This is a genomic window from Methanofastidiosum sp. (assembly GCA_013178285.1).
Taxonomy (GTDB): domain Archaea; phylum Methanobacteriota_B; class Thermococci; order Methanofastidiosales; family Methanofastidiosaceae; genus Methanofastidiosum.
In genome coordinates this window covers 1-14,639 of sequence record JABLXD010000040.1, presented here as the reverse complement: position 1 = coordinate 14,639, position 14,639 = coordinate 1, and the positions used below count along the sequence as shown (strand labels likewise).

14 protein-coding genes and 2 tRNA genes are annotated in these 14,639 nt (G+C 34.5%); 10 read left to right on the top strand and 6 right to left on the bottom strand.

Going from position 1 to position 14,639, the window contains the following annotated elements; genetic code table 11:
- From HPY60_10150 to argG, 3 genes are all read right to left on the bottom strand, one after another.
- Positions 1 to 1,105, bottom strand: a 1,105-nt coding sequence (locus HPY60_10150; protein NPV51538.1) for a ferredoxin, incomplete at its 3' end; no start/stop codon positions are given.
- Positions 1,106 to 1,121: 16 nt separating this feature from the next.
- Positions 1,122 to 2,471, bottom strand: coding sequence for an argininosuccinate lyase (gene argH / locus HPY60_10145; GenBank protein NPV51537.1), 1,350 nt, complete (start codon positions 2,469 to 2,471; stop codon positions 1,122 to 1,124).
- 43 nt (positions 2,472 to 2,514) lie between these two features.
- Entirely contained in the window at positions 2,515 to 3,690 is a 1,176-nt protein-coding gene (gene argG / locus HPY60_10140) for an argininosuccinate synthase (GenBank protein ID NPV51536.1), read from the bottom strand.
- Between the two features lie 278 nt (positions 3,691 to 3,968).
- On the opposite strand from argG, the gene HPY60_10135 reads away from it, so the two are divergent.
- Together HPY60_10135 and HPY60_10130 are read left to right on the top strand one after the other, a co-directional pair.
- The gene (locus tag HPY60_10135) at positions 3,969 to 5,087 is read left to right on the top strand and encodes a Fic family protein (GenBank protein NPV51535.1); all 1,119 of its coding nucleotides are present in this window, start codon (positions 3,969 to 3,971) and stop codon (positions 5,085 to 5,087) included.
- A gap of 50 nt (positions 5,088 to 5,137) precedes the next feature.
- Positions 5,138 to 6,610 (top strand): PQQ-binding-like beta-propeller repeat protein, encoded by a 1,473-nt coding sequence (locus tag HPY60_10130; GenBank protein NPV51534.1) that lies wholly within the window; start codon positions 5,138 to 5,140, stop codon positions 6,608 to 6,610.
- 3 nt (positions 6,611 to 6,613) lie between these two features.
- Here the strand turns inward: HPY60_10130 and HPY60_10125 are convergent, their stop codons facing one another.
- Complete coding sequence (locus HPY60_10125) at positions 6,614 to 7,525, bottom strand: hydroxyacid dehydrogenase (GenBank protein NPV51533.1); 912 nt, start codon at positions 7,523 to 7,525, stop codon at positions 6,614 to 6,616.
- A 63-nt stretch (positions 7,526 to 7,588) separates the two neighbouring features.
- On the opposite strand from HPY60_10125, the gene HPY60_10120 reads away from it, so the two are divergent.
- From HPY60_10120 to HPY60_10085, 8 genes are read left to right on the top strand one after another with little or no spacing between them, the layout of a single operon-like run.
- Entirely contained in the window at positions 7,589 to 7,744 is a 156-nt protein-coding gene (locus HPY60_10120) for a Trm112 family protein (protein NPV51532.1), read from the top strand.
- Between the two features lie 4 nt (positions 7,745 to 7,748).
- A complete protein-coding gene (locus HPY60_10115; protein NPV51531.1) occupies positions 7,749 to 8,876 on the top strand; it encodes an MFS transporter in 1,128 nt (375 codons plus the stop codon).
- A gap of 41 nt (positions 8,877 to 8,917) precedes the next feature.
- Complete coding sequence (locus HPY60_10110; GenBank protein NPV51530.1) at positions 8,918 to 9,514, top strand: hypothetical protein; 597 nt, start codon at positions 8,918 to 8,920, stop codon at positions 9,512 to 9,514.
- An 11-nt stretch (positions 9,515 to 9,525) separates the two neighbouring features.
- On the top strand, positions 9,526 to 10,335 hold the full coding sequence (locus HPY60_10105; protein ID NPV51529.1) for a hypothetical protein: 810 nt from the start codon (positions 9,526 to 9,528) through the stop codon (positions 10,333 to 10,335).
- Positions 10,336 to 11,841, top strand: coding sequence for an oligosaccharide repeat unit polymerase (locus HPY60_10100; GenBank protein ID NPV51528.1), 1,506 nt, complete (start codon positions 10,336 to 10,338; stop codon positions 11,839 to 11,841).
- A 48-nt stretch (positions 11,842 to 11,889) separates the two neighbouring features.
- Positions 11,890 to 12,369 (top strand): winged helix-turn-helix transcriptional regulator, encoded by a 480-nt coding sequence (locus HPY60_10095; protein NPV51527.1) that lies wholly within the window; start codon positions 11,890 to 11,892, stop codon positions 12,367 to 12,369.
- An 11-nt stretch (positions 12,370 to 12,380) separates the two neighbouring features.
- Positions 12,381 to 14,078 carry a VCBS repeat-containing protein gene (locus HPY60_10090; protein NPV51526.1) on the top strand — a complete coding sequence of 566 codons (1,698 nt, stop codon included), beginning with the start codon at positions 12,381 to 12,383 and terminating at the stop codon, positions 14,076 to 14,078.
- The gene (locus tag HPY60_10085) at positions 14,079 to 14,432 is read left to right on the top strand and encodes a hypothetical protein (protein NPV51525.1); all 354 of its coding nucleotides are present in this window, start codon (positions 14,079 to 14,081) and stop codon (positions 14,430 to 14,432) included.
- 8 nt (positions 14,433 to 14,440) lie between these two features.
- Here HPY60_10085 and HPY60_10080 read toward each other — a convergent pair.
- Positions 14,441 to 14,514 (bottom strand) — tRNA-Ile (locus tag HPY60_10080).
- 5 nt (positions 14,515 to 14,519) lie between these two features.
- Positions 14,520 to 14,592 (bottom strand) — tRNA-Asn (locus HPY60_10075).
- Positions 14,593 to 14,639: the final 47 nt, after the last annotated feature.

Here is a 14,639-nt window from a genome sequence, read left to right as displayed (position 1 = left end):
TGAATTGATTGTCTACGGTGGCGCCTAAAGGTGCTGTACCTCCAGGATGGGCCCCTGCGGCTTCAGTTGAAACTATTGTATCTACTCCTGATTTTTTTAATATCCTTGAGGCTATAGCAACACCATTTGATATTTTTTGAACGTCTTTCCCAGTACAGCACTTTTCAATATAGGCCTTATCAACGTGGCCAAAAGAATCATCTTTTATTTTGATCATTATACCAATTATATTGTCTCTTCTAGACTCTATTTTCCTTTCATCCAGTATTTTGATAATTCTTTCTGAATAATAAGGAGAGATTAAAAAATCATTGAAGGGTATATAAGCCGCCATATTCATCTCATCTTTGAATGATTGATCGCATCTTCCGCCTATTGTAACAAAAATATCTACAAAAAGTTTTTTTGGAGTCATTATACCCGAATTATTCAAAATTTTAGGCGTTTCAAGTGCGCCGGCACTCAGTATTACATTTTTTGCATTTATAGTTTTAGAATTTCCTTTTTCTATTCCCTGAACTGTATAATTCCCACTATTTTTAGTTATTTTTGAAACTTCAAAATTGGTCTTAAGTTCGGCCCCATTTGATAATGATTTTTCGATATAATAAAGTGAAGTTTTTTTTGCCTGAAACGAACACCCCATGTTACATTTTCCACATTTTTTACATTTTTTAAAGTCAATCATTTTTGGCATTATCTTTGGATCATACCCTAACTCTTTTGACTTTTCAATGAATAACTTTGTCCTTTCACCCAACATGTTTTCTGGGATTGTTGATACTTCAAAATCATTTTCGACTTCATCAAGTTCCTTTTCGATATCTATGCCAAATTTTTTTAATTCCGTTTCCTGAGTTCTTACCCCATTGCCTATAGCCAATAGAGTTGTTCCGCCAACTGCGTTTCCACTCAAGATTTCTATTTTGCCATGTTCTTCAAAATCTTTACAAGAAGAAGCTCTAAAGTAACCTTTATGGGCTTGATTTAATGGGAGATAATCTCCTTTTTCTAGTATTAAAATATTGTAATCGGAAGAGATCTTTTCAGCTATAGCACTACCGCTTGCACCGCTTCCAATTATTACATAATCATATTTGTCCATTTCATCACTAGAAGCACTAAATCTTGGCTAATTTTTCTATCTTCTTAACAAACACTTCTTTCTTAGACAATACTTCTTTTTCTTCTTCTTTTATTATCTTTTCTATTTTATCAAGACCAAGATTACCTGTAGCGCCTACATGTGTCTTTGACTTTATATTTTCTACAGGATCTTTATTGTTAAGTGATTCTAGATTAATACCTACGTCCTTGTATGCGTCTCTAAAAGGAACTCCTTCTTTTACAAGTTCCAGTACTCTATCTGTTGCGTAAACCTCAGGGGTGAATGATTTGATTAGTATCTCTTTGTTCACTTTAATTTTTGGAATGAAGTACCCTAGAAGGTACAGTGTTTGTTGTGTTATTTCAAAGCTTTCCATCAAAGGCCCTTTTGTTAACTGAAAGTCTCTGTTGTAACCTGAATAAAGGGATGTTATTATTCCAGTCACTCTAAAATAAAGAGAATTTACAACATGAGCTTTGGCTCTTGTTAGTTCTAGTAGCGCAGGATTTCTTTTTTGTGGCATGAGACTTGAGCCACCGCAAAACTCTTCAGGCAGTGTGAAATATTTAAATTCTGGTATAGAAAATAAGATTAAATCATTTGCAAACTTTGAAAGGTCAATCATTATTTGAGAAAGAGCAAATATAATTATAGATTCTGTTTTACCCCTACTGTTATTAGCATAAAGAACATTATTTTGTACCTTTTCAAATCCTAAAAGATCTGCAACATATTCCCTATCAATATTTAGATTCACGCCATAACTTGCAGCACTTCCAAGTGGAGATTGATCATTAATTTCGAAGGCGCTTTTTAATAAATAAAGATCATCGAGAAGACTTTCTAAGATGGACCCTGTCCATAATCCTACTGAGGATGGCATAGCTCTTTGGGTATGGGTTCTACCTGGCATTGGTATAAACTCATTTTCTTTTGAGAATTCTAATAGTACTTTACAAAGTTTTAGTAGACTTTCCATTATTTCAAATAATCTTTCTTTAGAATATAATCTTACATCTAGTAAAATCTGATCATTTCTGCTCCTTGCAGTATGAATTTTCTTTCCAACATCTCCTAACTTTTCAGTTAAGAAATTCTCTACTGCGGTATGAACATCTTCATCTTCTTTATTAATTATGAACTTTCCTTGTTCATGAAGTTCCAATATAGTAATCAAGTTCTTTTTGATGTTTGATAGTTCTTCCTCTGAAATAATGCTTATCTTCCGAAGCATAGTTGAGTGGGCAATATTTCCGATAACATCAGCTTTTATTAGCTTCATGTCCCAAAGATAATCATCGCCAACTGTAAAATCTTCAACAACTTTATCGAGTTCATACTTTTTTTTCCAAAGTTTAGCCATTTAGTTACTCCCTTACTAACATAAAAAATAAAAATTTAAAAAATTATCTGGGCCTTTTGGCTAAAACTTCGTACATAAGACCCATTACTTTTGCCGCATCCTTTGAAATCCTCTGGTCCATTCCGCCGACCTTTATGGACCTAATTTCTGGTGCAAATAAAGATGAAGGTGACTCTCTCTTTAGGATCTCTACGTTTCCCTTGAATAATTTTACTTTGTAAGTTCCTGTTATGTGCTCCTGGCTTTTGAGTATATAACTATCAATAGAATCTTTTAACGGATGGAACCATCCTCCATGGTATACAAGGTAACCCCATTTTTGTTCTACAATCTTTTTAAACAGGATTTCTTCCTTTGTAAGGCACATCTGTTCTAAATCCTTGTGTACTTTTAGGAGTATTGTTGCACCAGGGGCTTCGTATATTTCTCTACTCTTGAGATTCATTATGCCTTCTTCAAACATGTCTATTTTGCCGATACCATGCATTCCGCCTATACTGTTGAGTTCAGTCAAAAGCTCTAGTAGTCCAATGTTTTTTCCATTTATGGCCACTGGTGCCCCCTTTTCAAAAGTTATATCTATAATTGTAGGCTCGTTAGGGGTATTTTCAAGAGACCTTGCCCACATCCAAAGATTGTCTGGAAGTTCTTGGTCAAGATCAATAGCCCCACTTGCAATGGACCTGCACCATAGTGTTTTATCATCTCCACCCGTTACTTTTTCAGTAACGTATATTCCCCACAATTCACAAAGCTTTTCTTCTTCTTTCCTTGTAAGGTCAAAATCCCTTACAGGAACCAAAACATTGAGTTCCGGGGCAAATAACTTGAATACATTGTGCATCCTATATTGGTCATTTCCTTTTCCGCTTGAACCCTCCATTAATGCATCGCACCTTAACTCCTTTCCTTTTACGGCCACTATGTTTGCAATAAGCTGTCTCGTCATCGACGTGCTCACTGGATAGCCCATATAATCTGAGTTTGCCATTATCGCCATCGGTATCCATTTTTTTACAAACTCTTCTTTTGCATCTATAACAATCGGGTCTATACCTAATATCGTTGCCTTTTCAAAAGCTATATCAATCTCTTCTTTTCCTTGACCAACGTCAACCATTATAGCAACAATCTCTTTTGCATGGTATACTCGTTTTAGGAGTTCTATACATAAACAAGAATCAACTCCTCCAGAGTATGCAACTGCAACTTTATTCACAGAAGGTATATCAACCCCTTCAAATTTTCTTAAAATTTCTTCCATACTTATAACCTCATTATTCTATTGGGTAAACCTCCTCTCGAATTACTGGGCCAGTTATAAGGATAATGACTTATTTATATCAAAAATAAACTTTTGTGTTTAATTATATACTTTTATTGTTAAATATAGGGCTTTTCTCATTTTTTACTACTATAATTAAATTTATAAGTTAAAATAAAAATTATATGTAGTACCAAAATTAAAGGCACAATTGATGTTAAGGCGAGATTATCATGGTTTATATACTTAGAAAGAATGTAAATGGGGAAATTTATTACTATGCTAATCATTCTGTACGTATAGGGGGCAAAGTAAGGACTGTTTCTCACTATCTTGGAAAAGGCCCATTTTCTCAGTCTGAAATAGAATCTTTAGTAAAACAAAAGTCCCAAATGATACTTTTAGAAGCAGATTTTCTGAAAATATTTTCTAAACGGTTAGAATATAAAGAACATATACTCCCATCTTCATTAATAAATATTATAGAACGATTAAAAGAAATCAATAGGATAATGGCACCTTTCAATAAAAGTTATTTTGAAAAATTTGAAGAGAATCTTAGATTGAGATATGTTCACGGATCAACTGCAATTGAGGGCAACACTCTGTCATTGAGAGATGCACAACTCATTCTGGAAGAGGACACACCAGCGGGGAATACTTTAAGAGAAATGCACGAAATATTAAACTATAAAGACCTTTTCAAATTAATGAGGGGATATAATGGAGATATAAACCTTAAGTTAATTCTTAAGATTCATGAAATCCTAATGAAAAATATTGATGACGAAAATGCTGGGACTCTTAGAAATATCGATATTTCTATATCTGGTTCTGATTACGATCCCACACCTTTTCCAGTATTAGAAGATGAACTAGGCTATCTGATAGATTGGTATAAAGAGAAAAAAATGGACATGTTTCCCGTTGAACTCGCTTGCCAGTTCCACCAAAAATTTGTTGAAATACATCCGTTTATTGATGGGAATGGTAGGGTGTCTAGAGAATTACTAAATTTCATATTAATTAAGAATAACTATCCACGGATTGTAATCCCATTTGAGAGAAGGGGGGTCTACCTTAGATGTATAGACATTGGAAATTCAGGAGATTTAACACCATTTATTATTTTCATGTCTGGGCTTTTGATTGAAGATTCATTTAGGCCTGTAGACCTATTTTTTAAACAGTTGAAAGAAAAAATAAAGGAAGAAACGTATTCGACTGACATCTCAAACGAATTAGACATCACCATGAGGGACTATGAGGGGATACTAGAAATAATTAAAGGAATGGAGGGAAGAATAGAAAATTTAAATTTGAATGAGTTAAGAAAAGGTAAATGGAAATAAATCAAATCAATAAACATAATGTTTAAATATGATTTGTATTAAGTATTTTCATGAAAAAAATTACCTTATTTTTAGTCATAATGTTAGTCAATATCTCTATAATGAATGTTTTTGCAGATGAACTATCTTGGAGTTACGAAACAGGAGATGATGTAGCATCTGTCATGGCCTCTTCTGACGGAGGATATATCGCAGTTGGATCTTATGATAATTATGTCTACCTTTTCACTAAGAGTGGAACACAGTTGTGGAAATTTCAAACAGGTAGCAATGTAGAATCTGTATCTATATCTTCAAATGGCCAGTATATTGCAGCTGGATCTTGGGACAAGAGAGTTTATTTATTAAATAAATCAGGACAGAAGATTTGGGACAAAATAACAACTGGGGAAGTCTATTATGTTACTATTACTCCAGATGGGAATTATATAACTGCAATTACTAAGAATTATAGCGTTTTTGTGTATGATAAAAATGGAAATCAAATTAACACATATAATTCAAGGGATAGGCTGGCTACCTCTTCTGTTTCCCCGGATGGATCTTTTATATTAGCTGGAACCAATGACAGTATTATTTTCATGCTCTCAAAGTCAGGGGATAGAGTATGGGAATATAAAACAGGGGGCAATGTACAGTCAATCTCTTTGACTCCTACAGCATCCTCTGTAGCTGCCGGCGCATTTGACAGCAAGGTCTATCTTTTTGACAAAAAAGGAACCTTACTATGGTCAAAACCTACAGCCGCTGCAACACATTTAGTTTCAATTAATAAAGATGGTTCTAAGATATTTGCAGCTGATTTAAACGATAATATTTATTTGTTCGATTCTTCAGGCAGGCAATTGTTTAAAAGAAACTTAAAAGACAAAGCAAATTCTGTTTCCATGACGCCTACCGGGGATTATATTGCTTTGAGTTCTCTAGACAGAGTCATAAGCTTGCTAGACGGCTCTGGGAAGTTATTGTGGAGCAAAGAAAATGAAAGTGCCATTAATTCACTATTCTTAACTTCAGATCGAAAATTGGTAGTAGGATCTAAAGATAATAAGATTTACTTCTATGATTTAAGCCCTTACATTGTTTCCGGAACAACACCCCCGACTACTCCAGATTCAACTCCTGCAGATGGAGGCCCAACTACAGTTCCTGATACAAAACCACCAGTAACAACAGATGATAACCCACCGCCTGAAACAGTACCAGATACAATACCAGCAACTTCTGGAAGTTTCCCATATATTTACATAGTCCCTATCGTGCTAGTGATTGCCGTAATTGCGGGCGTATTGTTCATGAAAAAAGGAAAGACACCTACCACCACCCCTAAATCAAATGTAGAAACCCCACCAAAAGAAGAGTCAAAATGCCCCTATTGTGGTTCACCTATTGAGAAAGGGGTTAAATTCTGTGGTGGTTGTGGAAACGATCTTCAAGAAAAAGTAGAATTAAAATGCCCTAACTGCGGAGCCTCTATTGGAAAAGATGGTAGTTTCTGCCCAGAATGTGGGCAAAAAATATAAAATTTATTTATTTTTTAAAGTTTTTATTACCTCTTCTGCAATCATTATTCCTGCTCTCTTCTGAGCTTCGTGAGTAGAAGCACCAATATGCTGCGTCAGAACCACATTTTCATACTCTATAAGTTTGCTATTAATTGGTGGTTCTTCTTCAAAAACATCAAGACCTGCCCCCAGGAGTTTCCCAGATGATAGTGCCTTACAAAGAGCTTCCTCATCAATTATTCCTCCTCTTGAGGTATTGATTATGATTGTATTATTTTTCATTTTTTCAAATTCTTTGTCTGAAATCATATGCCTTGTCGATTCAATTAAAGGTACGTGTAAAGTTATTACGTCACTTCTTTCGATTAACTTGTCAAAAGTAACAGGTTCAGCATCACCGCTTCTTATTTGTTCATCTGTTAACAAAGGATCGTAGGCTATTAAGCTCATACCACAAGCTTTGGCCATTTTACCAATATTTCTTCCAATTCTTCCAAATCCAACAATGCCCAATGTTTTACCGTTGAGTTCATGCCCCATGAGAGATTTTTTCTCCCATCTTTTTGCCCTTGTCAATCTATCCGCTCGCGGAATATTTCTTGAAACGGCTAACATTAATCCAAAAGCTAGCTCTGCTACAGAATCTGAACTTGCTTGAGGTGAGTTAACTACTTTTACACCCAATCCCTGGCAGCATTTGACGTCTACATTATCCAGTCCGACCCCAGCTCTAGCCACAACCTTTAGATTTTTTCCTTTTTTTATTATGTCTTCAGTTATATTTGGCTTGCTTCTAACAATTACTCCATCATAATTTTCTATAATGGACATAATCTCTTCTTTAGAAATACCTTTTTTTACATCAACTTCAAACTCATTTTTGAGTTTGGATATACCTTCTTCTGCAATATCTGATGCAACAAGAATCTTCATATTAATCACTAAAGATGGTCTATAAAAATACTTAAATAGCTTTGTATGGACTTACCTAATATGATTGATAAAAAACTTCTCGATATTTTAGCATGTCCTGTCTGTAAATCCGACATATATGAAGAAAAGGAAGAGCTGGTATGCGTTAAGTGTAAACGAAGATATCCAGTTAGAGAAGGTATCCCTATAATGCTTGAGGAAGAAGCAAGAATCGAGTGAACTAATGAACAATAGAGAAAAAATAGTAATTTATTCTTTGATAGGATTCTGTATAAATATTTCATATATTAGTGGAAATTTATTTATTTCAAATCTCTCTGAAGTACTAGGAGCTTCCAAATCTTTTATTGGCGTAATAAATGCAGTCTTGCCATTCTTTTCAATTTTAAGTGCGCCTTTCTTTGCAAGAAAAGCTGCTAGGTTAAGAAGAAAACTTCCGATTATAAGAACGGGCCTTATAGTAGGTGCATTTTTCTCAATATTGCTCTTTTTTTCATATGACAAATTATTGATCTTTATTTTTAGGATGGGAATGGGGGTATCTTTCGGCGCAACAATGGGCCTTACTAACTCCCTTGCAACTGAAATTGGCACTGAAAAAAGAGGAAGATATTTTGGGATCTATACTGCCGCATGTTCATTCGGATGGGCTATTGGATCACTTCTTGTTGGCATTGTAATAACACAAAAATATAACAATGCTTTTCTCATACCTGTTGTATTCCTTACAATAGGTTTCATTGCCACTCTTTTTGCTAAAGAAAAATATACCGCTTCAGATTACTTTGGAATTGATTTTCAAACAATCAAGAAATTTCTTCCCTTTTATAGAACTTTATTTTTAAGACATTCAGTAGCTACAGCTTTGTGGGCATTTTTACCTCTATACCTTGAGTTTACATTGGGGTTTGATAGGCTTGTAATATCATCAATTTTTTTCATTAATAATTCCCTGCAAGTTATAACTATGCCATTAGTTGGCCATCTATCTGACAGGATAAAGAAAACATATCTTGTATTCACAGGATTAATTGGGTCATTTATCTTCATTTTTATTTTTACAGTAATAAAAAATCCTATTGAATTTATGTTACTTCAGATATTAGTTGCGTCCTCATGGGCACTAATATATCTAGGAACCTCTTCTCTAGTCACATCATACTCTAATTGGAATGAACGGGGAGAGGCAATGTCAGGACTTTCCATGACCTTAAATCTTTCTAATATAGTTGGCCCATTATTTGGGGGAATTATCTATGGATTATCTGATTTTGTCACCATGTTATATCTATTATTACCTCTTTGTTTTCTGGCAATTATTTCATCCATTTTTTTAAAAGATAAGGAATAATTTCCCACAATGTTTATAAATAAATTTTTATTCTAATTTTCATGGCAAAAAGGAAAAGTAAGAAAGGCTTTAAACTATCCAAAAAAACATTAAGCGTTGTTTTGCTGTTGACGATCATCGGAGTATCAATGGCCTCTCTTTATTATGTTAATTATTTAGGAAATCACGCATTTGACGCAAAAGGAACCCCCACAACTATTGTTTATAATACAGGAGATAACCAATCAATTAAAGTTGTTTCTTACGTTGAGGGCGACCCTCTTATCGTTATGCGAAGAATGTTCACAGAAGACGAAGTCAAAAGTGTTTATTTATTATTCAAGGCGATGCCGGGCTCTGCACCTGAGAACTCTTATCTTGTCAGGGGAGTTGCCTCTATAAGTGAAGGGGTTGGTAGGACAAAAGGTGCCATAATTTATGCACGAGAATTGACGCCATGGCACAAATATATGATGGGCATTAAAATGATAGGCTCAAGAACTAAACCAGTTATTTACATGAAAACTCCAAATCTCGATGGAATTGAAAACAGAATTATCATATTGAATGAGGGAGTTGTAATTATAGAGAACAGTACTTTCGAAGACGTTACTTTGTCGTCAGACTTTCTTAGGACGGTAATCCTTGGTGTATTTTAAAAGGAGTTTAAATGAGAAGATTAAATCTCTTTGACTTGGCAATAATTGTATTAGTGGTGGCAGCATTAGTTTCATTTTCCACCAAATATCTTGAAAAAGAACCAATAGATGAATATACCTACACCGGCTCACAGATATATGGCGCTATTCGGTTTTTTGATTTATCAGACGGTAAGGGTTTTAGATATCTTGTAAAAGTCGACGGTTCTTACATTAGTGACTATTCCTCTTTTAGCGAAGAGGGGATTGTTGTTGGCACATCACAAGGCACTTTTTTATTGAAACTAAATGACGGAAGGATCTTAACTGTTGGAGGTAGAACCTCATTTAGAGAAGATGTAGCCGCGCATCAAATAAAAGTTACAATGTTAAATGGGTCTACCGTTAACTATATGCAAAAAGGATTTTTTGCTAGTGATTTGACTGAAGCGAAAAAAATAATTAATGATACTTCAAACTTTTTAGATAAGTATAATATACAAGATGCCACCATTTCTGGAGATATTGCAGTCGATGGCAGATTTCCTAACGATATAACTTTTGAGAAAGAATTGTCCGATAAAATAGCAAAGGAAATCTTCTACTTAAAAGATGTAAAGGTAAAGTCATCTGAAAATGGTATCCTAGTGACGGTTACAGCACTTGGAACAAATGACTTTGAAAAATTACAATCGATTCTTTCCCCTTATGGGCCAACAAAATATTATTTCCCTGATTTTAGAACGTTTGTTCTTACTGATAATATCCCTAATGCCGATGTATCTCTAATTGAAAATAACAAGATAGAAGGGATAATTGGGGATATTCACGTGAGGATTTAGATGAAGTATTTGAATAGTATATTCCCTTTCCTAGAAAAAGAGTTTTCAAGTAGCATTATTAATAAGTCCTCCTTAAAATTTTTTAGAATTCTTGATAAATTTCCGCCATTTCCTTTCCAGATAGGGATTTTTGATCAATCTCTTCAGGACTCAAAATTCTTGAAATTTTCCCCTTTATTGGTGATAATTTCGATATTGCTATTTTTTAGTTTTTCAGACCACCCCCTTTCTCCAATGGGAACTCTCGTACTCGTTTTGGGAACAGTTGCTTTTTATTTTGGAACTATCCTTAATATTCCAAAGGTAAAAAGGATTAATCGAAAATATTTTTTCCCTCTTCTGATTATTTTTTCAATATTTTTTTTACTCAGTATTATCCAGATTGAATCTTTTGGATTCTATGTAAAATTAAGTCTAATACCATTAATACTTATAGGTATGACCGAAAGACAAAACAAAGATTTCTTTGTTTCTCTTTTGATGATAAGTATAGTTATATTACTAAATGGGTTCTGGGCACTATCCTTCCCATTTATCTTTTTCAGTTTACTATACCTTTTCTTAACTTATGAAGGAAGAATAATAAAATACTTAGAGGATAATACTTACAACTTAATATTTATCCTTCTATCTTTAGGTTTTATTTTTTATGTACTTGGGCTAATAATTGCAGGGGGGATACCCCTTTTTGATGTTCAAGCTAGAAACTCTCTGGATCCTTTCTTCACCATGGTTTCCCATCTCTTTCCCATGGGGTCTATACTATTAATTTCATACGTTGGATTGACAAATAAATATACATACAAAAAAGCAAGATTTATTTCAATTTTCTTTACATTTATCTCCCTTTTCTTAATGGCATTACTGGGATATAGAACCCAAGTTATTTTTGTACTACTGGGGGCATTAATCTCTGGATCAATGGTAGGAATATGGAAGAAGTCAGAACTACTAATAATCGGTTTAGGAGCTCTTATTTCACTATTTGCCTTAACTATGACACGAGACTTAATATTGGGCGTCAATCTTTCCCTCTTTGACTCACTTAAGACTAGAATAAGCCTTACTACTGATGTCATGGATATTCTATCCAATATGGGCGGTGTATTTGGTTTAACAAATGGAGCAATTCACATTGCAACTCACCCATACCTTGCTAGATTAATGCCCGGAGTGGCGTATTCGCCAAGAAGAATGATAGCGGTACTTGTGGGAGAAAGATCAGTTTCCGTTACTTCTAGCATATTTGGGCCACTAGTTATTGATTTTGGTATACTCGGTGTAATAGTGGGCATGGCATTTTTAGGATTCTTCTTGTCAAATCTTTATAAAAAAGCCGAAAGTACACAAGGAGAAAGAAAAATTATCCTGGTAGGTTTATATAGCATGGTGTTGAGTTATACTCTTATTGGCATTGAGACAGGCATAGTTGATCTAGAGGTTTTATTATTATTTATGATTTCATTAGCTTATCTTCTTTTTATAATTAATAAAAAAATTATTTAATAAAAAATTTCCGAAAGATTTAAATATTTTAAAGAAATTATAAAAATAGTGATAATAATGAAAATGAACAAAAAAGGAATTAAAATTCTAAGATCCCTCCTTGCAATCAAAGGTTTCCCTCAGAAAAATAAGATTGCTGAAGAAACGGGACTATCCATACAGACAGTAACACCTTTCATTAACAAAATGATAGACGATGGGGTGGTAAAAGGATTTACGGCCATTATAGAGCCTGATAAATTAGGGTACCACCAGGTTCATTTTCTCTTGAATATCCAAAAAGGAACAAATGAAGAGGCAATTAATTTCCTCAAGAACATGGACAGAGTTCTCTATGTGACATCTGGATTTGGTAATTCAGACTGCCAGTTAGTCGTGGCAATACCTGCTGACAGGACAGACCTAATTCCAAATTACATGGAATCGATGAGACAATCTGGAATATTCAAGAGTGAAATGAGTATTCACGTAGTAACAAAGAGTCACTTCCCGTTACCGGATTTCCTTAGAAATGAAGACCTAGAATAATGGTGCAAAAAATGCAAAAAAGTTTAGGTTTAATTTTAACATTTATTTTTATTTTTGCAACCTTCGGCCAAGTTTCTTCTGAAGATTTAATTAAATGGCGCCACCACACTGCTGAAGAAGTTAAAGGAGCTTCTTTGGGGGATCTGGATGGTGACGGTAGGTTTGATGTTGTTGTCGCTAGTGGGGACTATGTTTATGTTCTTGATGTCTTTGGTCAAGAAATATGGAAAAGAAAAGCAATTAATTTTGTTAACAGTGTGTCTGCTGGAGACCTTGATGGCGATGGAAGAAGTGATGTAGCAGTTGGACTTATTAATAACGGAATAGAAGTTTTTAACTCAGATGGCGATAAACTTTGGGAATATTGGATGCGGACGCCAATTCAAAAGATAATACTCAAAGACATCGATTCTGATGGCTATGGCGAAGTAATAGCCATATCTCACAATAAAACATTTCTTGATAATGCTTGGGTGATAATTAATCACGATGGCTGTGTCAGATTCCAGAGTAAAGACCTATTTTTCCCAAATTTTGAAATTATGGGTTATTATAGCGGGACTTCAAAAAAATGGGAAGCTGATAACGAACTAAGATTATTCATCGCCGAGGATATAAATGGAGATGAATATACAGAATTTATTGCCTCTACAAGATTAAATGACGTCATAGTTTTTGATTATAATAGGAATCCTTTATGGGGTTACCATTTTGACTACCCTATAACCTCTCTATCTGTAGGTGATGTGGAAAGAGACGGATTTAAAGAGGTATTGTTAGGGGTTAACAAAAAACTTATTATTCTTACAAAAGATGGATTTAATCTGAAAGAATATTCTTTTGATGGTGATGTGAGAGCGGCTAATGCATTTAAGAATGATTTGAATACTTCTTTTGTAATCGTTGGCAAAGAAAATACACTTTATGCCTATGATTGGGATAAAGAATTGTTTAATCATAAATTTGATGGAAATATTAATCTAATTTACTATGATAATCTTGATTATAAAAATGAAATTGAAATAATAGTAGGAACTAACGATGGTGCGTATATCTTAAGCCCCACTGGCAAGAGGCTTTTTACATATAGGACTTATTCTCCCGTAATAGATATATTTACTATTAATCTTGATTATAAGGGCGAGAAAGAATTAATAATTGCTTCTACCGATGTAGATGCAATTACATATCAAGAACTAAAAGAAATCCAGGTTCCAGTTCCTCAAACAGATCAACAACAAAGAGAAGAAACTATAAGAAGGGCAAATGCTATTTTTAATACTGGGAAAGCTCTATACGACGTCAGAGAATATCAGTCAGCCATTGATAGATTTAAAGAAGCAAGAACATTGTACCAATCCGTTTCTTACACTGAAGGAATCAACAATTCAGGAACTTTTATTTCAAATGCAACAATTTACCTTCAAGCAAAATCATTTGAGGACCAGGCTCTTTCTCTAAAGGATGAAAGAAAATATGAAGAAGCCAAATCTACCTATCAGACTGCAAAAGATCTTTATTCAGCAATGAATGATACTGCAAAAATTCAAGAGACGGATCAAAAAATAATCGAGATTGATGATCTAATTAGGGCTGAAGCTTTATCTAGGCTTCTAATGTACGTTGCTATTATTGGAGCAATATTGGTCGTAGCAGGAATTGTATTTTTCTTCTTCAGAAAAAGGAAAAAATCTAAACAAGGTGCTTAATTGCTAAGGGATGAAACTAAAAAAAGGGTAGAAAAGCTAGAAAGAATTGCCATTAATTTTGAAAATGAAGGCTATTACCAAGACGCCGCAGACAGTTATTCCGAAGCAGCAAATTTCCTTGTTGAAGAAAAAGATTTCTTTTGGGGCGCTGAAGATTTTAAAAAAGCAGCAGAGCTTTATTGGGACTCTGGAGATATAGAGAGGGCTGAAACTCTTTTTAATACTGCAATAAATTATTACCTTTTAGATGCAGAATACTATCTAAAACGTGATGGTTATTTCTGGGCTGTAAGAGATTATAAACTTGCAATACAGTGCTATGAAAAGTGGCTTGCAATGGTTGGAAGAATTTAAGAAATGTGTGGGCCCGAAGGGATTTGAACCCTTGGCCGCCCGGTTATGAGCCGGGCGCTCTACCAGGCTAAGCTACGGGCCCAGGAGCGCCGCCAGCAGGACTAGAACCTGCGACCATTCGATTAACAGTCGAGCGCTCTACCTACTGAGCTATGGCGGCATGAAGATTCCGATTTCAGAATCATATATAAAACTTTCTATCCTTGA